At 70.6% G+C, this 16,953-nt stretch carries 17 protein-coding genes and 1 pseudogene; 7 read left to right on the top strand and 11 right to left on the bottom strand.

All coding sequences use genetic code 11. The features are described from left to right. Nucleotides 1–3 precede the first annotated feature (3 nt). Genes IE069_RS00370 through IE069_RS00355 form a run of 4 tightly spaced genes read right to left on the bottom strand, consistent with a single transcriptional unit; the run spans nucleotide 4 to nucleotide 1,731 of the window. Nucleotides 4–603, bottom strand: coding sequence for an Asp23/Gls24 family envelope stress response protein (locus IE069_RS00370; RefSeq protein ID WP_189348124.1), 600 nt, complete (start codon nucleotides 601–603; stop codon nucleotides 4–6). Continuing rightward, nucleotides 600–956: a hypothetical protein gene (locus IE069_RS00365; protein WP_189348123.1), complete on the bottom strand. Its 357-nt coding sequence runs from the start codon at nucleotides 954–956 to the stop codon at nucleotides 600–602. Before IE069_RS00365 ends, IE069_RS00370 begins: the two co-directional genes overlap by 4 nt. Then, nucleotides 953–1,159 carry a hypothetical protein gene (locus IE069_RS00360; RefSeq protein WP_229790848.1) on the bottom strand — a complete coding sequence of 69 codons (207 nt, stop codon included), beginning with the start codon at nucleotides 1,157–1,159 and terminating at the stop codon, nucleotides 953–955. Before IE069_RS00360 ends, IE069_RS00365 begins: the two co-directional genes overlap by 4 nt. Beyond that, nucleotides 1,156–1,731 (bottom strand): Asp23/Gls24 family envelope stress response protein, encoded by a 576-nt coding sequence (locus IE069_RS00355; protein ID WP_229790847.1) that lies wholly within the window; start codon nucleotides 1,729–1,731, stop codon nucleotides 1,156–1,158. Before IE069_RS00355 ends, IE069_RS00360 begins: the two co-directional genes overlap by 4 nt. A 170-nt stretch (nucleotides 1,732–1,901) precedes the next feature. On the opposite strand from IE069_RS00355, the gene IE069_RS00350 reads away from it, so the two are divergent. Genes IE069_RS00350 through IE069_RS00335 form a run of 4 tightly spaced genes read left to right on the top strand, consistent with a single transcriptional unit; the run spans nucleotide 1,902 to nucleotide 5,126 of the window. Next, nucleotides 1,902–2,759 carry a TetR/AcrR family transcriptional regulator gene (locus tag IE069_RS00350; protein WP_189348122.1) on the top strand — a complete coding sequence of 286 codons (858 nt, stop codon included), beginning with the start codon at nucleotides 1,902–1,904 and terminating at the stop codon, nucleotides 2,757–2,759. Nucleotides 2,760–2,800: 41 nt separating this feature from the next. Next, nucleotides 2,801–3,709, top strand: coding sequence for a beta-keto acid cleavage family enzyme (locus IE069_RS00345; protein WP_189348121.1), 909 nt, complete (start codon nucleotides 2,801–2,803; stop codon nucleotides 3,707–3,709). After that, nucleotides 3,706–4,680 (top strand): 3-hydroxyacyl-CoA dehydrogenase NAD-binding domain-containing protein, encoded by a 975-nt coding sequence (locus tag IE069_RS00340; RefSeq protein ID WP_189348120.1) that lies wholly within the window; start codon nucleotides 3,706–3,708, stop codon nucleotides 4,678–4,680. The genes IE069_RS00345 and IE069_RS00340 overlap by 4 nt, the downstream gene beginning before the upstream one ends. Continuing rightward, a complete protein-coding gene (locus IE069_RS00335) occupies nucleotides 4,677–5,126 on the top strand; it encodes a thioesterase family protein (RefSeq protein WP_189348119.1) in 450 nt (149 codons plus the stop codon). The genes IE069_RS00340 and IE069_RS00335 overlap by 4 nt, the downstream gene beginning before the upstream one ends. Here IE069_RS00335 and IE069_RS00330 read toward each other — a convergent pair. After that, nucleotides 5,123–5,329 (bottom strand): annotated as a pseudogene (locus IE069_RS00330) (transposase); the annotation flags it as partial. The gene IE069_RS00335 and the pseudogene IE069_RS00330 overlap by 4 nt on opposite strands. On the opposite strand from IE069_RS00330, the gene IE069_RS00325 reads away from it, so the two are divergent. Next, a complete protein-coding gene (locus IE069_RS00325) occupies nucleotides 5,314–5,469 on the top strand; it encodes a hypothetical protein (RefSeq protein WP_189348118.1) in 156 nt (51 codons plus the stop codon). The pseudogene IE069_RS00330 and the gene IE069_RS00325 sit on opposite strands and share 16 nt — an antisense overlap. A gap of 52 nt (nucleotides 5,470–5,521) precedes the next feature. On the opposite strand, the gene IE069_RS00320 is transcribed toward IE069_RS00325, so the two are convergent. The 6 genes from IE069_RS00320 to IE069_RS00295 all read right to left on the bottom strand — a co-directional run bounded on the left by IE069_RS00320 (nucleotide 5,522) and on the right by IE069_RS00295 (nucleotide 12,191). Next, nucleotides 5,522–5,722, bottom strand: coding sequence for a hypothetical protein (locus tag IE069_RS00320; protein WP_189348117.1), 201 nt, complete (start codon nucleotides 5,720–5,722; stop codon nucleotides 5,522–5,524). 31 nt (nucleotides 5,723–5,753) lie between these two features. Beyond that, nucleotides 5,754–6,626, bottom strand: coding sequence for a carbohydrate kinase family protein (locus IE069_RS00315; protein WP_189348116.1), 873 nt, complete (start codon nucleotides 6,624–6,626; stop codon nucleotides 5,754–5,756). Nucleotides 6,627–6,844: 218 nt separating this feature from the next. After that, nucleotides 6,845–8,878 carry a beta-galactosidase gene (locus tag IE069_RS00310; protein WP_189348115.1) on the bottom strand — a complete coding sequence of 678 codons (2,034 nt, stop codon included), beginning with the start codon at nucleotides 8,876–8,878 and terminating at the stop codon, nucleotides 6,845–6,847. Between the two features lie 94 nt (nucleotides 8,879–8,972). After that, complete coding sequence (locus tag IE069_RS00305; RefSeq protein ID WP_189348114.1) at nucleotides 8,973–10,283, bottom strand: ABC transporter substrate-binding protein; 1,311 nt, start codon at nucleotides 10,281–10,283, stop codon at nucleotides 8,973–8,975. A 49-nt stretch (nucleotides 10,284–10,332) separates the two neighbouring features. Beyond that, nucleotides 10,333–11,235, bottom strand: coding sequence for a carbohydrate ABC transporter permease (locus IE069_RS00300; RefSeq protein WP_189348113.1), 903 nt, complete (start codon nucleotides 11,233–11,235; stop codon nucleotides 10,333–10,335). Nucleotides 11,236–11,237: 2 nt separating this feature from the next. Further along, nucleotides 11,238–12,191 (bottom strand): carbohydrate ABC transporter permease, encoded by a 954-nt coding sequence (locus tag IE069_RS00295; protein ID WP_229790846.1) that lies wholly within the window; start codon nucleotides 12,189–12,191, stop codon nucleotides 11,238–11,240. Between the two features lie 131 nt (nucleotides 12,192–12,322). Here IE069_RS00295 and IE069_RS00290 point away from each other — a divergent pair, with 131 nt between their 5' ends. After that, nucleotides 12,323–13,357, top strand: coding sequence for a LacI family DNA-binding transcriptional regulator (locus IE069_RS00290; RefSeq protein ID WP_229790845.1), 1,035 nt, complete (start codon nucleotides 12,323–12,325; stop codon nucleotides 13,355–13,357). Nucleotides 13,358–13,485: 128 nt separating this feature from the next. Beyond that, nucleotides 13,486–16,896 carry a glycoside hydrolase gene (locus IE069_RS00285; protein WP_189348112.1) on the top strand — a complete coding sequence of 1,137 codons (3,411 nt, stop codon included), beginning with the start codon at nucleotides 13,486–13,488 and terminating at the stop codon, nucleotides 16,894–16,896. Nucleotides 16,897–16,953 lie beyond the last annotated feature (57 nt).

Below are 16,953 nucleotides of genomic sequence, written 5' to 3'. Positions count from 1 at the left end.
CTTCTACTGCCCGACGACGCCGGTGTCGGCGACGCGGACGGTCACGGGCGGAACGGGGTCAATGAGGTTCTCGGCGAGCTCGTCGGCGACGGCGGCGCGGATGGCGTCGGCGTCGACCGGGATGCCGGAGGTCGGGCGGACCTGCACGTCCACGTGGGCGTGCGCGACGGCGACCATCACCTGTTCGGGGCTGACGTTGGCCTCGGTGCGGGCCCGGCGGGCGAGGGTCGAGGCGAGGACCTCGTGGTCGATGATGACGATCGCGCGGTCGTTCTCGATGGCGCGGCGCGCCTTGCGGCCGGGCAGCAGGCCCTGGAGCACGAAGAACAACCCGAGCAGCAGCAGGACCAGGGACCCGGCGCCGACCAGCCCGGCGCCGGCATCGCCCGGCAGCGCGGCGATCCAGGACCACCACTGGCCCGGCGACTTGAGCCAGACGTCCTGGCCGATCGACTTCAGTGCGGCCTCGAACATGAAGTAGAGGCAGATCAGCGCCACGAGCACGGCGGCGACGATCGACGCGAACGACCGGGCCGAATGCGTCTGCCGCCGCTGGATGAAGTAGCGCTCCCGCTCGGCGTCGCGGGGTTCGAACCGGCTCATGCGACCCTCCGCCCGGCCGGCCGCCCGTCACCGGAGTGCTCCAGGACGACGCCGGTCACGCGTACGTCGACCCGGCTGACCTGCGATCCCGTGAGGCGCACGAACTGGAGGCGCACGTCGTCGCGCACGGTGACCGCGCGGTCCCACACGCTCGCTGCGGGCGTCGTTGCGGGCGGCGCCAGCGGCAGCGGGAGGCTCAGGGCGATAGAGAGGTTCCCGTAGTCGTCGTCGAGGTCCACGTGGATGCGGGCCGCGGGCACGGCGAAGAGGTCGGCGGCGATGACCCGGGCCGCGCTGGCGAGCGCCTGGGTGCTGACGCGCGTGTGGCCGGGCAGGTCGGAGGGGGCGGTCACGAGGACGACCGCCGTCCCGTCAGCAGATCCCAGAACTTGCGGGCGTCGATCCGCCCGTCCACCATGCGGCCGATGACCAGCCCGATGGCGAGGAAGACGCCCATCAGGATGAAGCCGGCAGCACCGTGCTCGAGGGCCGCCCAGCCGAGGGCGGCCGCGAGGAGCAGGCTCAGGGCGACGGGGGAAAGTTGCATGTAGTTCATGCGCGTTCTCCATCTGGTGTTGTCGGGTCCGCGGGTTCAGCGCCGGCCGGCGGCGTTCCGGGTGCCGGCGGCCGGGCCGCTGCGGGCACGGCCGGGATGGCCCCTGTCGCCGGGCTGGAGCCGCTCGCGGTGGGGACGTGGATGTCGCCGATCTCGATGTTGACCTCGATGACGCGCAGGCCGGTGAGCTCCTCGACGGAGGCGAAGACGGCGGTCCGGACGTCGGCGGCGATGGCGTGCAGGGGGCGCCCGTAGTCGGCGATGAGGGTGAGGTCGACGGCGACCTCCTCGCGCCCGACTTCCGCGCTGACACCGACCGTGGATTCGTGCTGCGCTCCAGAGACCCGCCCGCGCAGCGCACCGAGCGCGCGCCCGGCTCCGGTGCCGAGGGAGTGGACGCCGTCGATCGCGCGCGCGGCCGCGGCGGCGACGCGCGCGACGGCGGCCTCGGAGACGTGTGTGGCGCCCGGAACCTGCGGCGCCTGGGCCGGGGGCTCGGGCATGCTCCGGCCGGCAGGCGGCGGGCCGGATCCCGGGCCGGGGCCCTGCTGCGGAATCTGCTCGGAGACCATGGCTGCCATGCCTTTCGACGGGTGCTGCGCCGCACCTCACGTGCGACTCTCACAGCCTACCGCCGCCCCGGCGGGGCCTCTACGGACGTTCGGCAGAACTTGCGCAAGTTTGACTGACTCATCATCAGGACGCCTTGCGGTATACGCAAGTTGCGCGTAGCGTTTCCCGCATGAGCGAGATATCCGGACCACCGCGCGTCGGCGAACGCGCCAAGGAGGCCATCCACTCGGGCGGCCACTCCCAGCGCAGCGTCGCCGCGCAGATGGGCCTCGACGAGACGAAGCTGTCGAAGTCCCTCTCCGGGCAGCGGAGGTTCAACGCGGAGGAGCTGCTGGCCCTCGCCACCGCGACCGGCGTGACCGTCAAGTGGCTGCTCGGCGAGCAGTCCCACGTGTCGGCGACGCCGCCCCGGCCCGCCGCGGCGGCCGCCCCGCCGGCGTCCGGCGAGGTGGCGATGCGGCGGCGCATGGTCGTGGAAGCGGCCTGGACGCTGTTCGCGAGCCGGGGCTTCGACGCGGTGCGGATCGCCGACATCGCCGAGGAGGCCGGCGTCTCCAGCGCCAGCGTGCACTACTACTTCGCGGGCAAACAGGAGCTGTTCTCGGCGGCGCTGAGCTACTCGGTGAAGCTGGCGTTCGACCGCCAGATCGCGTGGCTGTCGGACATCGCCGATCCCCGGGACCGGCTGACCCGCCTGCTGGAGCTGCAGTCGCCCATCGGGCGGACCGCGCGGCTGGAGTGGTCCATCTGGCTGCAGACGTGGAGCCGCCTGGCCCTCGAGGAGCCGGGCAACGAGGACTACGTCAGCAGCTACCGCCGCTGGTCGGCCACGGTCCGCTCGACCATCGCCGAGGGGCAGGAGCAGGGCCGGTTCCGGCCGGGCGACGCGGACGCGATGACGGACGAGCTGACCTCCCTGCTCGACGGCCTCGGCATCAAGCTCATGACCGGAATCCTCGACGCGAAGACACTGCGCCGGCGGATCTCCGACTACCTCGACCGCGCGGTCCTCAACCGCGCCGGATAGACCCCGGAACCGACCACGACACCACCTGACAGGGAGTCAAGATGAATCGCAAAGTCATCCTCACCTGCGCCCTCACGGGCGCGGGGGACACCGCCGGCAAGAGCGAGCACGTGCCCGTCACCCCGGAGGAGATCGCCGCGGACGCCATCGCCGCGGCCCGCGCCGGCGCCTCTGTCGTGCACATCCACGTGCGCGACCTCGAGACGAAGCAGTCCTCGCGCGAGGTCGCCCACTACCGCGAGGCAGTCCGGCTGATCCGGGAGTCCGACGTCGACCCGGTCATCAACCTGACGGCCGGCATGGGCGGCGACCTGGTCATCGACCCGCAGGACCCGACCACGCAGATGCCGGGCACCGACCTGGTCAACGCGCTCGACCGCCTGCCCCACGTCGAGGAGCTGCTGCCGGAGATCTGCACCCTGGACTGCGGATCGCTCAACTTCGGCGACGGCTCCAACCTCTACGTCTCGACCCCGGACATGCTGCGCGAGGGATCGAAGCGGATCCAGACCCTCGGGGTGCGCCCCGAGCTGGAGATCTTCGACACCGGAAACCTCTGGTTCGCGAACGTGCTCGTCGAGGAGGGCCTGATCGACCCGCCGCCCCTCTACCAGCTGTGCATGGGCATCCCCTACGGCGCGCCCGCCGATCCGGCGCTGCTGCAGGCCATGGTGAACATGCTCCCCGCCGGCGCCGAGTTCACGTCCTTCTCGATCGGCCGCAACCAGCTGCCGTGGGTCGCGCAGTCCGTGCTGGCCGGCGGGCACGCCCGCGTGGGCCTCGAGGACAACCTCTACCTCTCCAAGGGGGTCAAGGCCACGAACGCGGGCCTGACCGAGCGGGCCGTGTCCATCATCGAGGACCTCGGCGCCGAGGTCGCCACCCCCGACGAGGCGCGCGAGATCCTCAAGCTCGACGTCCAGGTGCCGCACGAAGGAGTACGACTGTGAACCAGCACCCCGCAATCGACGACGTCCGCACCGTCGCCTGCATCGGCGCCGGCACCATCGGCGGGGGCTGGGCCGGCTACTTCCTCGCCCGCGGCTACCGCGTCAAGGTGTGGGACCCGGCCGCAGACGCCGGCGTCCGCCTCGCGCAGCTGATCGACGCCGCGTGGCCGGCCCTGGCCGAGCTCGACATGCTCGACGGCGCCGACAAGGAAGCCTGGAGCGTGCACACGGACCTGGCCGAGGCGGTGGACGGCGTGGACTTCGTCCAGGAGTCCGCCCCAGAGGATCTGGCCCTCAAGCGCCGGCTCTTCGCAGACCTCGACGCCGTGTGCGCACCCGGCGTCGTCATCGGCTCCTCGACGTCGGGGTACAGCATGACGGAGATGGCGGTGGACGTCGCCGGGCACCCGGAGCGCTTCGTCGTCGGGCACCCCTTCAACCCGCCGTACCTGATCCCGCTGGTCGAGGTCGTCGGCGGCGACCGGACGGCCGCCGCGGCGGTGGCCTGGGCCGCCGACTTCTACACGCGGATCGGCAAGTCGGTGATCCACATGGACCGCGAGGTCCCCGGCTTCATCGCGAACCGCCTGCAGGAGGCCCTGTGGCGGGAGGCGCTGCACATGGTCGAGAACGGCGAGGCGACGGTCGAGCAGATCGACCGCTCCATCACCGACGGCCCGGGGCTGCGCTGGCCGTTCCAGGGGCCGATGCTCACGTTCCACCTCGCCGGCGGCCCCGGCGGCATGGGCCACATGCTGGACCACTTCGGCCCGTCGCTGAAGTCGCCGTGGACCCGGCTGACCGCGCCGGAGCTCACCCGCGAGCTGCGCGACGCCGTCGTCGCCGGGTGCGAGGAGGCCACCGGAAAGCACACGATCGCCGACCTGGTCGCCGAACGCGACGCAGGCATCGTGGCGCTGCGCAGGCTCACGGCGGGGCTCCGCGCGGCCACCCCGGTGCCGCAGCCGTGAGCGCCGCGGATGCGGCGCTGAGGCCGTACACGACCGAGGTCGCCGAGGAGTGGATCGACTACAACGGCCACCTGTCGGAGGCCTACTACGTCCTGGTCTTCGGGTTCACCACGGACCGGATCATGGTGGACCTGGGGCTCGACGCCGACTACCGCGCGGCGACCGGCTGCTCCCTCTACACCGTGGAGGCCCATGTGCGGTACCTGCGCGAGGTGCCGCGCGGAGCGACGCTGCAGGTGACGCCCCGCGTGGTCGCCTCGGGTGCGAAGAAGCTGCACCTGGCCTACGAGATGCACGTCGGAGGCGAGCTCGTGGCCACCGAGGAGATCATGGCACTGCACGTGGACGGGAGCGGGGCCGCGCCCTTCCCCGCCGCGATCGCGGAGCGGATCGAGGCGCTGCCGGCGGCCGTCCCGGAGTGGAGCGGCCGCCGCATCGGCGCCTAGGGTGTGTCTGACAATGTTTTGGTCCAGGCGATGACGGTGTTGAGGACGATGGCGGCGCGGTAGATCACGGCGTGTTTGTCGTAGCGGGTGGCGAGGCCTCGCCATTGCTTGATGCGGCAGTAGCCGCGCTCGATGACGTTCCGGTTCCGGTAGTCGGCGGCGTCGAGTTCGACGGGTCTGCCGCCGCGTGAGCCGCGGCGCCTGGGGCGACAGACTCCTCACGAAGAAGGACCGCGATCCGGAGAACTTCCGGCGCGCGGCCGCGCGGCTCGCGCCGCAGACCGACGTGCGCGTTCTGCCGACGGGCGAGCGCTCCGTCGTGACGCGCGTCGACGCTGATTGACGGGTCACCGTCGTCTGCTGAGTGACGACCAGTAGCGGTACGCGCCAGACGTTCATCGCGCGCTGCGCTTCTGTGCGCGTGTCTCGGCGTCGCGCACGAGGAACGGCTCGTCGAGCGCAACCGCAAGCATCACCGCGGCTGTGAGGAGGGCCATGGGCATGGTCGCAAGTGCCCGCGCGGCCGCGGAGCACGACGCGATCGCCACGGACAGGAGCAGGACCAACACGAGGACCGCGGCGCGCGCCGTCGTCATATTCCCGCGACCTGCAGATGTGGCGGAGAAATCATCCCCCGGCCCGTAGCGCGGGATGCAGGTGCTCGCCCTCGATCGCAACCCGCGCCTGCTCAGCCGCTGCGGAGAGCGCGGAGTCGATGTCCGCTCCCTGCAGGGTGGCCGCCAGCAGACCGGCCATGAAGGCGTCTCCGGCGCCGTTGGTGTCCACGACCTCGGCCGGCACAGCCGCGACCTCGTGGCGCGTTCCGTCGGCCTCGAGGGCGATCGCGCCCTGCGCGCCGAGGGTGCAGACCGCGAGGCGCGGACCGCGCGCGACGCAGGAGGCGAGCAGCGCCCAGGCGTCGTCAGTCGCATCTGCGTTCATGAGGACGACCTCGGCGGCGCGCAGGAAGGGCTCGTGGAAAGCTGCGGAGCCGTCGTAGTCGTGCAGGTCGGTCCAAATGCTGGGGCAGTGCGGGGAGTGCTCGAGGTCCCGGAGCACGGCGTGCCCCAGCTCCGACAAGTCCAGCACGGCGACGTCAGCCGCGAGCGCGGAGGATACGGCGGAGGATACGTCATCGGCCGACGGGGCCGACGGGGTCGCGACGTACAGCGAGACCCGCCCGTCCCGCGCCATGAGACTCACGTGCTTCTCGGTGCGGTCGCTCGCCACCGCTCGCAGATCGACACCGGCAGCGTGTAGGCGCGCGGCGATGCGCTCGCCGTCTTTGTCGCGGCCGAGGGGCGCGTGGAGCATGGTGGGAATGCCGAGCCCGGCGAGATGCGCCGCCTTGCCCGCGGACGTGCCGCCGACGGTGTGCCAGGAACGCTCGGCGAACTGCATGTGCGGAACCGGTTCGGGCAGGCGACCCAGGCTGATCAGGTGGTTCCAGGAGGCGGGACCGCAGACGACGACGTCCTGGGTCGGGTCGAGAATGCTCATCGACCCATCAAACAACATCACGTGAGGTGATCATGCGGAGGCGTGGCTGCGCGACACGTAGCGGACGATCAGCGTCGAGCGCGAGCCGATGCCCCGGCCGCCCCGTTGGGCGCGGCAACATCGACTCAATCAACGACCACTGAGCATCCGAAAGCATCTGAAAACGCGACACGATCCCAGGCTCTCAGCCAAACGACCGCACCTTTGTCAGACACGCCCTAGGCCCGTCGGCGCACCTCCACCCCGCGTGCTGCCAGTACGGAGCCGCGGCCCGCGCCGACGGGATCGCCGTCGACTCCGGTCAGGTCCAGCGGCTCGTCCGTACGGTTGATGTAGAACGCGTACTCGGCGTCGCCGCCGCGCCGGACGACGACCTCGACGGCGCCGCGCAGGTGCTCGGGCAGCTCCGGCTCGACGCCGGCGCGTGCCAGCAGTTCGGCCAGCACGCCCGCCCGGGACGGCGCGTCCAGTCTGGTCGCAACGTAGCTCGCGCTGCCGGCGCCGGCCGCCCGACGGGTCACCGCCGGGCGGCCGTCGAGCTCTTCGTCGCCGGCAAAGGCGGCGACGACCCCGGTGGCGTCGTCGACCAGGTCGACCACCTCGCTCCAGAGGTCGCCGGCACCGGAGACGTCGGCACCCGCGCGGCCGACGACGTCGACCGTCTCCTGCGGGTGCAGCGGGCGGAACTCCTCCACGCGGATGCCGAGCAGCTCGCGCAGCACGCCCGGGTACCCGCCGAGCCGGACGCGGTCGTCCTGGTCGACGATGCCCGAGAAGTAGGTGGTGACGAGGTGCCCGCCGCCGGCCGCGTAGGCGGCGAGCTCCTCGGCGAGCGCGTCCGGAACGCTGTAGAGCACGGGGGCGATCACGACGTCGTACCCGCTGAAATCCTGTCCGGCGTGCACGACGTCGGCGCGCACGCCGGCGTCGACCAGCGCGAGCCACCAGTCGAACGCCTCATCGCGGTAGCGCAGATTCTCCGAGGGGTGCGAATCGAGTTCGCTGGCCCGCCACGAGGTCCAGTCCACGAGGATCGCCACGCGCGCCGGTGCGCGCCGGCTTCCGGCCACCTCGGACAGCTCGCCGAGGCGCTTCCCGAGGGCGACGACGTCGCGGAACAGGCGGCTGTCCGGCCCGGCGTGGGGAACCATGGCCGAGTGGTATTTCTCGGCCCCGGCCGCCGACTGGCGCCACTGGAAATAGCAGACGGCGTCCGCGCCGTGGGCCACGTGCGCCAGGGAGTCGCGCTCCAGCTCCCCCGGCCGCTTGGGCCGGTTGACGGGCTGCCAGTTGACCGCGCTGGTGGAGTGCTCCATGAGGAACCACGGGTCCCCGGAGGCGACGCCGGAGACCCACGCCGCCGAGAAGGAGAGCTCGTCGCGGGAGTGGTCCACCGGCAGCCGGTAGTGGTCGTTGGAGACGAAGTCCACCTCCCGGCCGAAGTCCGCGTAGTCCGCGAAGCTGGTGTCGCCCACGACCATGAAGTTGGTGGTCACGGGCACGTCCGGCGTCACGGAGCGCAGCAGGTCCCGCTCGGCGACGAAGTGGTCTTTGAGCGCGTCCGAACTGAAGCGCGCGAAGTCCAGCTGCTGGGTGGGATTCGGGTAGGAGGCCGCCAGCCGCGGGGGCAGCACGTGCTCGAAGTCGCTGTAGCGCTGCGACCAGAAATCGGTGCCCCACGCGTGGTTGAGCGCCTCGACCGTGGCGTAGCGCTCCCGCAGCCACCTGCGGAAGGCGGCTGCGGCGTCGTCGGAGTAGTCGTAGGCGTTGTGGCAGCCGAGCTCGTTGTTGACGTGCCAGGCCACCAGCGCGGGGTGGTCCCGGTAGCGGCGGGCGAGGGCCTCCACGAGTTCCAGCGCGTAGCGGCGGAAGACGGGCGAGGTGGGGCGCCAGTGCTGGCGCCCGCCCTGCCAGAGCGTGCGGCCGTCGGCGGTCACGGGCAGGATCTCCGGGTGCTTCACGGCCAGCCACGGGGGCGGCGAGGCGGTGGCGGTGGCCAGGTCGACGCCGATGCCGTTGGCGTGGAGCAGGTCCATGATCTCGTCGAGCCACTCGAAATCCCAGGTCCCGTCGGCGGGCTGGATGCGGGCCCAGGAGAAGATCGCCAGGGACACGACGTCGACGTCGGCCTCGCGCATGAGGCGCACGTCCTCGTCCCAGACCTCTCGCGGCCACTGCTCGGGGTTGTAGTCGGCCCCGTAGGACAGTCTCTCGGGGGTGCCTTCGGGGCGGCGCAGCCAGCGGCTGGTCATGGTGGTCTCCTGGGGTGTTCGTAGGTGGGGCGCGGGCCGCCGGGCGGGCGCACATGCCGCGCCGGCGACGGGATCCCTCGCCGGCGCGGCGGGACTACTCGAGGGTGAAGCCCTGGTCCTCGCCGTAGGCGAGCAGCGCGTCCTGCCACTCGGCGAGCCCGTCGGCGAGGGAGGTGCCGCCGACATAGGCCTGGCCGACCGAATCGTTGAAGATCGTGTTCGCGTAGACCTGGTACGGCAGGTAGTCCCAGCCCTCGACGACGGCCGCGGACGATTCGGACAGCACCTGGTTGATCTGCTGGCCGCCGAAGTACTCGTATTCGCGCTCCAGGAACTCCGGGCTCTCGAGGTCCGCGGTGGTGGCCGGGAACACGCCGTCGTCGACGCGCACCTCCTTGCCGCCGTTCACCGCGGCGTACTCCAGGAAGTCGTAGGCGAGGGCCTGCTGCTCGCTGTCGGCCATGACCGACATGCCGCTGCCGCCCTGCTCAGCGGTCTGGAAGCCGGAGTCGCCCCACTGCGGCATGGGGGCCACACGCCAGTCGCCGGCGGCATCGGGGACACCGCCCTCGAGGTTCCCGGGCATCCACGCGCCGATGACCAGCGAGGCGATCGTGCCGTCGCCGAGGCCCTGGTACCACTCGTCGCTCCAGGAGCTGATGGGGGCGATGAGCTCCTCCTCCAGCATCGGCTGCCAGGCCTCGACGAACTTCTGCGAGCCCTCGCCCGTGAAGTCGACGCCGACCGTGGTCTCCTCCACGTCGAACGGGTGGCCGCCGGCCTGCCACATGAGTGACGTCGTCAGACCGGCGTCGCCCGTGTCGTTGGTGATGTACACGTCGGGATCGGCGGCCTGGAGGTCGCGCCCGGCCTGCACATAGTCCTCCCAGGTCTCCGGGACCGCGATGTCGTGCTCCTCGAACACCGCCTGGTTGTAGAACAGCGCCATGGGACCGGAATCGAGCGGCAGGCCGTAGACGCCGTCGCCCGACCGGACCCCTTCCCACGGGCCGGGGGCGAACGTGCCGTCGAGCTCGTCTGCGCCGAATTCCGTGAGGTCGACGAGGGCCTCGGCCAGAGTGAACTGGGTGGTGGCCTGGTACTCGACCTGGGCGAGGTCGGGTCCGCCGCTGCCGGCACTGACCGCGTTCTGCAGAGCGGTGTAGTGGTCGTTGCCCGTGCCCACGTTGACGACCTCGACGCTCACCGCCGGGTTCTCCTCTTCGTAGGCCGCGGCGACGTCCTCGATGGTCGGGTCCCACGCCCAGACGGTCAGTTCGCCGCCCTCCTCGGCGGCGGCCTCCGGGTCCGCCCCTGACGAACAGGCGCTCAGGGCCAGTGCCGTGACGGCGGCAACGGACAGGCCCGCGGCCAGACGACGGCGGAATCTGCGGTTGGTGCTCATGGGGTTCTCTCCTCGTTGACAGGGTGTGGTTCGCGGGGATGAAGACGTGTTATTCCTTGACGCCGCCGGCCGCCAGGCCGGACTGCCAGAAGCGCTGCAGGAAGAGGAACGCGATGATGAGGGGGACGATCGTGAGCAGCGATCCGGTCAGCACCAGGTCGAAGATCGCGTCGCCGCCGGCGGTGCCGGCCTGCGAGTTCCACTGGTTCAGCCCCAGCGTGAGCGGGTACCAGTCGGGGTCGCGCAGCATGATCAGCGGCAGGAAGTAGTTGTTCCACGTGGCGACCATCGTGAAGAGCATGACCGTGACGGTGCCCGGCGCCAGCAGCGGCAGGCACACCTGCAAGAAGGTCCGGAACTCTCCGGCGCCGTCGATGCGCGCGGCCTCCATCAGGTCTGTCGGGATCGCCTGGCTCGCGAAGGTCCACATCAGGTACAGACCGAACGGGGAGATCAGCGACGGGATGATGACGGACCACGGGGTGTCGGTCAGCTCCATGGCGCTGAACATCCAGAACGTCGGGACGGCCAGCGCGGTGCCGGGAACGGCGACGGCGCCGATGACGACCGCGAACACCGCCTTCTTGCCCGGGAAGTCGAACTTGGCGAGCGCGTATCCGCCGAGCACGGCCAGCAACGTGGCGCCGCCGGCCCCGGCCACGACGTAGAGCAGGGTGTTGCCGAGCCAGCGGACGAAGATGCCGTCGTCGTAGGTCAGGGTGCGCCAGACGTTCTCGACCAGGGAGAACTCCCTGCCGAACCACAGGCCGAACGTGGAGAAGAGATCGCCCTGGGTCTTGGTCGAGTTGATCAGCAGCCAGAGAAGCGGGATCAGTGAGTAGAGCAGAACGATTCCGGTCAGGACGGTCAGCAGCGGGCTGCGCCGAGGATTCGACGGCGTCGAGAGCCTGCTTCGACGTGGAGCGGGGACGCGGAGCGTGGGGGGCGCCATGGCTAGGCCTCCTGCTTCATGCCGCGCAGCTGCACCACGTAGGCGATGACCATGGTGACCAGGCCCATGATGATGGCCACGGTCGCCGAGTAGTTCTGCTGCTGTCCCGCGAAGGAGAGCGAGTACGCGTACAGGTTGGGCGTGAACGACGACGAGATCGCGTTCGGCGCCAGGGACTGGAGGATCGCCGGCTCGTTGAAGAGCTGGAAGCTCCCGATGATCGAGAAGATCGTCGCGACCACCAGCGCGCCGCGGATCGCCGGGATCTTGATGGCGGCGACGACCCGCCACTGGCCGGCGCCGTCGATCGCCGCCGCCTCGTAGAGCGAGGACGGGATGACGCGCAGGGCGGAGTAGAAGATCAGCATGTTGTAGCCGACGAACTCCCAGGTGACGATGTTGCCGATGGACAGCAGGATGAAGTCCGGCGTCAGCAGGTCCGGCAGGTTCCAGCCGAAGAAGTCGTTCAGGTTCCCCACCAGGCCGAAGCGCGTCCCGTACATGAAGCCCCACATCAGGCTGGCGACGACGGCCGGGACGGCGTAGGGCATGAAGATCGAGATGCGGAAGAAGTCCCGGCCGTAGAGGCGGCCGCTGTCGACGGCGAGAGCGACGAGAAGCGAGATCGCGAGCATGATCGGGACCTGGATCACCAGGAACACGCTCACCCGCAGCAGCCCGGCCCAGAACGCGCCATCGCTGAACGCGCGGATGTAGTTGTCGAACCCGACGAACTGCGTCCCGCCGACCATCTGCGTGTGGAAGAGGCTCAGGTAGAGCGAATAGAGAACTGGTGCGATGAACACCAGAACGAAGACCAGCATGAAGGGCCCCAGGAACCACCAGCCGGCCCATCGGCCTCTGGTGGAAGCCGCACGTGGGGAGACGGGGAGTTCCGGATCCGGGGTAGCGGGCGCTGCCGCCCCGGCGGGCATCTGCGATGACGTGACGCTCATGCCATGGGTCCTCCGGTTTCTGGAGCGGGGAGTTTCGCGTGCCTCGAAGGATGCGACTGATGTTTACGTAAACATCATACGCGCGAATGTGACCTGCGCAACTGTTTTCGGGGCCGGGTACTCTGGAGCGCATGACCTCGGGACGCCCTGCAAGCCACCACAAGCGCCACGTCTCCATGGCCGACGTGGCGAAACGCGCGGGGGTCTCCTCGCAGACCGTGTCCCGGGTATCCAACGGCTACCCGGGCGTTCTGCCGGAGACCCGCCATGCGGTCCACTTGGCCATGGACGAACTGGGGTACCGCCCCAACAGCGCTGCCCGCGCCCTCAAGCTCGGCTCCTTCCGCACCATCGGCGTCATCACGTTCTCCCTCGCCCCCCTGGGGAATCTGCGGACTATCGAGGCCATCTCCACCTCCGCGGCCGAAGCCGGCTACGCGGTCACCCTCATCCCGGTCGGCCTGCCGACCCACGGCGGCGTCGAGAACGCGTTCACGCGGCTCGAGGAGCTCGCCGTCGACGCGGTCATCGTCATCATGGAGGTCCACCTCCTCGATCGCGCCAAGGTGACGTTGCCGCGGGGCGTGCCGACCGTCGTCGTCGTGGATTCCGATGCGGGCGACGCCTACACCGTGGTTGATACCGACCAGGCCGACGGCGCACAGCGTGCCACCCGGCACCTGCTGGACCTGGGCCACCGGACCGTCTGGCATCTGGCCGGGCCGGAGGACTCGTTCGCGGCGGAGCGGCGGGTGCAGGCCTGGCGCCACACCCTGGAAGAGGCGGGGCGCGAGGTGCCCGGCCTGCTCCGCGGGGACTGGAGCGGCGAATCCGGGTACGCCGCCGGGCAGGAGTTGGCGCGGCGCGAGGAGTGCACGGCCGTCTTCTGCGCCAACGACCAGATGGCCCTGGGCCTCTACCGGGCGTTGCGCGAGGCCGGGCGCGAGGTGCCGGGCGACGTGAGCGTGGTGGGCTTCGACGACACCGCCGACTCCCCCTCCTACTCCCCGCCCCTGACCACGATCCACCAGGATTTCGCCGAGGTGGGCCGCCGCTGCGTGAGCCGCGTGCTCGATCACCTGCGCACCGGCGAGCACCCGCCGGGCACCTCGCTGGTGCCCGCCCGACTGGTCGTCCGCGAGAGCACGGCCGCGCCCCGGGGCTGACTTCCTTCACGCCGGTCTCCCGCCAGCGGGCTTCACAGGACGTCGCCGGGCCGCTATGTTTGCGTAAACATCCTCCCGGGTGTGACCGATGACACTTCTCACCTCGCTCGCCTGAAAGGTACCGACCCGTGACGACACACCGCGCCAGAGCTTCCCTCGCGGGGATAGCCGCCATCGCACTCGCCGCGGGGGCTCCGACCGCCGCCGCGGCCCCCGCTCCCCATGAGTCCGCCTCCGCGGCCGGCGCCGATTCGAGCGCCGAAAGCACCGTCCTGAAGCCGAACCCCGCATACCAGGGCCAGGAGTTCCAGGGTTGGGGCACCAGTCTGGTCTGGTTCGCCAACGCCACGGGCGGCTACCCGGAGGCCGTCCGGCGCGACCTGTTCGACAAGGTCTTCGGTCCCGAAGGCCTGAACCTCAACATCGCCCGCTACAACATCGGCGGCGGCAACGCCGTCGACGTGCCGGCCTACCTGCGGCCGGGCGGCGCGGTGGACGGCTGGTGGAATCCGGACTACGCCGCGGACGACGGCGTCACCGCCGAGTACGCGGACCGCGAGGCCTACGCGGCAGCGTGGAACCCGGACGACCCCGAGGCCTACAACTTCGACGCCGATGAAACCCAACGCTGGTGGCTCGACGCACTGGCCGCCGAACGCGACGACATGGTGTGGGAGGCGTTCAGCAACTCCCCGCCCTACTTCCTCACCGAGAGCGGGTTCGTCTCCGGCGGAATCGACGACGGCAACGCGGAGCAGCTCGCTGACGAGGACATCGACGACTTCGTCGGCTACCTGACCGAGGTCGTGGACCACGTCGAGGCCGAGCACGGGATCGACTTCGCCACGCTGGACCCGTTCAACGAACCCAACACCGACTACTGGTCCACCCGCCTGGGCGAGGACGGCTGGCCGACCTCCGCCAGCCGGCAGGAGGGCGCGCACATCGGGCCCGGGGTCCAGGAGCGCGTGATCGAAGCACTGGCGGAGCGGCTCGAGGCACCGCAGACGGAGACCGACGTCGCGATCTCGGCGATGGACGAGACCAACCCCTCCCGGTTCGCGCAGAACTGGAACGCGTACGGACCGAAGGCGCGCGACGCCGTCGAACAGCTCAACGTGCACACCTACGGCACGGGCGACCGGGTGGTGGTGCGGGACATCGCCAAAGCCGCGGACAAGCCGCTGTGGATGAGCGAGGTGGAGGGCAGCTGGGACTCCACCGGTCACAACCTGACCAACATCGAGAACGGGCTCGGCATGGCGGGCCGCATCGTCGACGACATGCGCGAGCTCGAACCCGAGGCCTGGGTCTTCTGGCAGCCCGTCGAGGACCTCTACAACATGGAGAAGGTGGAGAACAGCAACTGGGGCAGCGTCCTGGTGGACTTCGACTGCGACGAGAACGGCAATTCGGCCCGCCGCATCGCCGATGGCGAGGCGGACCCGTCCTGCGAGGTCCTCACCAACTCGAAGTTCAACACGGTCCGGAACTTCACCCATTTCCTCGAGCCCGGCGACCGGTTCGTCCCCGCGGGCGACAACAACACGACCGCCGCCCTCAACGGCGGCGGCGACGGCGTCGACCTGGTGCACATCAACCATTCGGACGCCGCAGAAACCGTGACCGTGGATCTGAGCGCCTTCGGCGACGTGTCCGACGACGCCCGCGTCACCCCCGTGGTCACGACCGAGTCACCCGCGGAGAACCCGACGTCGAACGCCCTGGTGGCGGGCGAGCCGGTCGCCGTCGACTCCGCCACGCGCACCGCGACGCTGACCCTGCCGGCGAAATCCGTGACGACCCTGCAGGTCACGGGCGCCTCCGGGGTGGCCGCGGACGCAGCGCCCGTCCAGGACGGAGCGAGCTACCAGCTCTTCGGCGAAGCCTCCGGAAAGGCCCTGACGGCCGCCGGCGAGGACGCCGCGGCGGCAACGACGATCGAGCCGGCCGCCCTGACACCGGAGGGCGCAGCGGCCCAGTCGTGGACGGCCGTCCGCCTGACCGAGGGGTTCACCAACCAGGAGCGCATCGCCCTGGTGAACGACGACGGGCGCGCACTCGGCGTCGCTGAGGACGGCTCCACGCGGCTGGCGGATGCCGGCGACTCGGGAGCGGCAGCCGCGGAGGACGAGAGCCTCCAGTGGATTCCGACGACCACCAACGGCGCGGACTGGTCCCTGGTCAACGTCGCGAATGCGCGCTCGCTGGACGTCGACGGCGAATCCTCTGCCGCCGGCGCGGCCGTGGGAACGTGGACGGCGACCAACCGGCCGAACCAGCTGTGGGACCTGCGCAGCACCGAACTGAAGGGTGTGGAGGCGGCCTCGGTCCAGACCCTGCCGGGTGTCCCCGCCGACCTGCCCGGGACCGCGACGCCGCTCTACGCGGATGGCCCGGGCGCCCCGGCCGAGGTCCGCTGGGACGTCGAGGACGTCGATTGGAGCAGGAAGGGCACAGCCACCGTGACGGGTGCGGGCACGGACATCTTCGGCAACGCGTTCGACGACGCCGAGCTGACCATCGCCGTCGGCACCTTCGCCGCCGTCGACCCGGTCTCCTCGACCACGTGGGCCGGCGTCTCCGCCCAGGCGGCTGCGGACGGGCTGCCGGATGCCGTTCCCGCCCAGGTGGGCACGGGGTCCGAGCGCTTCGACACGGCCGTGACCTGGGAGGAGGGCACGCTGACCGACGAGGCGCTCGCGACCCCGGGCACGGTGACGGTTGAGGGCCTGGCCGCGTCGAACGACCCGGACGCCGCCCCGCTTCCGGCCACCGCAACCGTGATCGTGACCGAACCGGAGACGGCCAACGTCGCTCCGCAGGCAACCGTCGACACCACGTTCACCGAACCCGGCTACTACGCGGCCGATACCGTGAATGGCGATGTAGCGGACAAGGCCTGGTCCAACTGGGTCTCCGGTGACAAGAACCCGCAGGACGCGCTGACGTACGATCTCGCCGCGAGCACCGCGGTCGAGTCCGTAACGGTGCACTTCTGGCGGGACGGCTCACACGAGTCCTGGGCCGAATCGCTGCGCGTCGAAACGCGGGCCGACGGCGGCGACTGGACCGCGTCCCCGGACACCGAGGTGACGTCCTCCGACGGGTCCGCCCCCGTTGTCACGGTCGAGACCGGCGGTCTCGCCGCGGACCAGGTGCGGGTGGTGCTCGACGCCCGGCCGCAGACGCACATGGTGGTGGCCGAGGTGGCGATCGCGGCCCTGGCTGCCGGCGCCTCGGAGGTTTCCACGGCCGGGCGGCTGATGCTCGGCGGTGTCGACGTCGAGGGCTTCGCCCCGGAGACCACCACCTACCAGATCCCGAAGGGCGGCGAACACGAAGCACGCGGCGACAGCTTCCCCGCGATCTCGGCTGCCCCCACGGATCAGGACGCGCAGGTCGACGTCGTGCAGGCCGAGATGCCGGATCGAACGGCGCTGGTCACGGTGACGGCGGCCGACGGATCCCGGACGGAGTACCGGGTGGAATTCGAAATCGGCGGCTCCGGAAAGTACGGCCGCCCCGGCCGCAACTGACGCGAACGGCGGCCTCCCGGACGCATCGAGGCCCGGGAGGCCGCCAACGCAGCCCGT

The sequence above is a fragment of the Zhihengliuella salsuginis genome, assembly GCF_014651715.1.
GTDB lineage: Bacteria > Actinomycetota > Actinomycetes > Actinomycetales > Micrococcaceae > Zhihengliuella > Zhihengliuella salsuginis.
Note: the sequence above shows the minus strand (reverse complement) of the source record. Positions and strands in the feature narration are given on the sequence as shown.

What these genes read in the sequence shown, in the direction of transcription:
- IE069_RS00345 (WP_189348121.1), top strand. Translation starts at nt 2,801, where the DNA reads ATGAATCGCAAAGTCATCCTCACCTGCGCCCTCACGGGCGCGGGGGAC.
- IE069_RS00320 (WP_189348117.1), bottom strand. Translation starts at nt 5,722, where the DNA reads ATGACGACGGCGCGCGCCGCGGTCCTCGTGTTGGTCCTGCTCCTGTCC.
- IE069_RS00310 (WP_189348115.1), bottom strand. Translation starts at nt 8,878, where the DNA reads ATGACCAGCCGCTGGCTGCGCCGCCCCGAAGGCACCCCCGAGAGACTG.
- IE069_RS00360 (WP_229790848.1), bottom strand. Translation starts at nt 1,159, where the DNA reads ATGAACTACATGCAACTTTCCCCCGTCGCCCTGAGCCTGCTCCTCGCG.
- IE069_RS00370 (WP_189348124.1), bottom strand. Translation starts at nt 603, where the DNA reads ATGAGCCGGTTCGAACCCCGCGACGCCGAGCGGGAGCGCTACTTCATC.
- IE069_RS00290 (WP_229790845.1), top strand. Translation starts at nt 12,323, where the DNA reads ATGACCTCGGGACGCCCTGCAAGCCACCACAAGCGCCACGTCTCCATG.
- IE069_RS00355 (WP_229790847.1), bottom strand. Translation starts at nt 1,731, where the DNA reads ATGGTCTCCGAGCAGATTCCGCAGCAGGGCCCCGGCCCGGGATCCGGC.
- IE069_RS00350 (WP_189348122.1), top strand. Translation starts at nt 1,902, where the DNA reads ATGAGCGAGATATCCGGACCACCGCGCGTCGGCGAACGCGCCAAGGAG.
- IE069_RS00315 (WP_189348116.1), bottom strand. Translation starts at nt 6,626, where the DNA reads ATGAGCATTCTCGACCCGACCCAGGACGTCGTCGTCTGCGGTCCCGCC.
- IE069_RS00300 (WP_189348113.1), bottom strand. Translation starts at nt 11,235, where the DNA reads ATGGCGCCCCCCACGCTCCGCGTCCCCGCTCCACGTCGAAGCAGGCTC.
- IE069_RS00295 (WP_229790846.1), bottom strand. Translation starts at nt 12,191, where the DNA reads ATGAGCGTCACGTCATCGCAGATGCCCGCCGGGGCGGCAGCGCCCGCT.
- IE069_RS00305 (WP_189348114.1), bottom strand. Translation starts at nt 10,283, where the DNA reads ATGAGCACCAACCGCAGATTCCGCCGTCGTCTGGCCGCGGGCCTGTCC.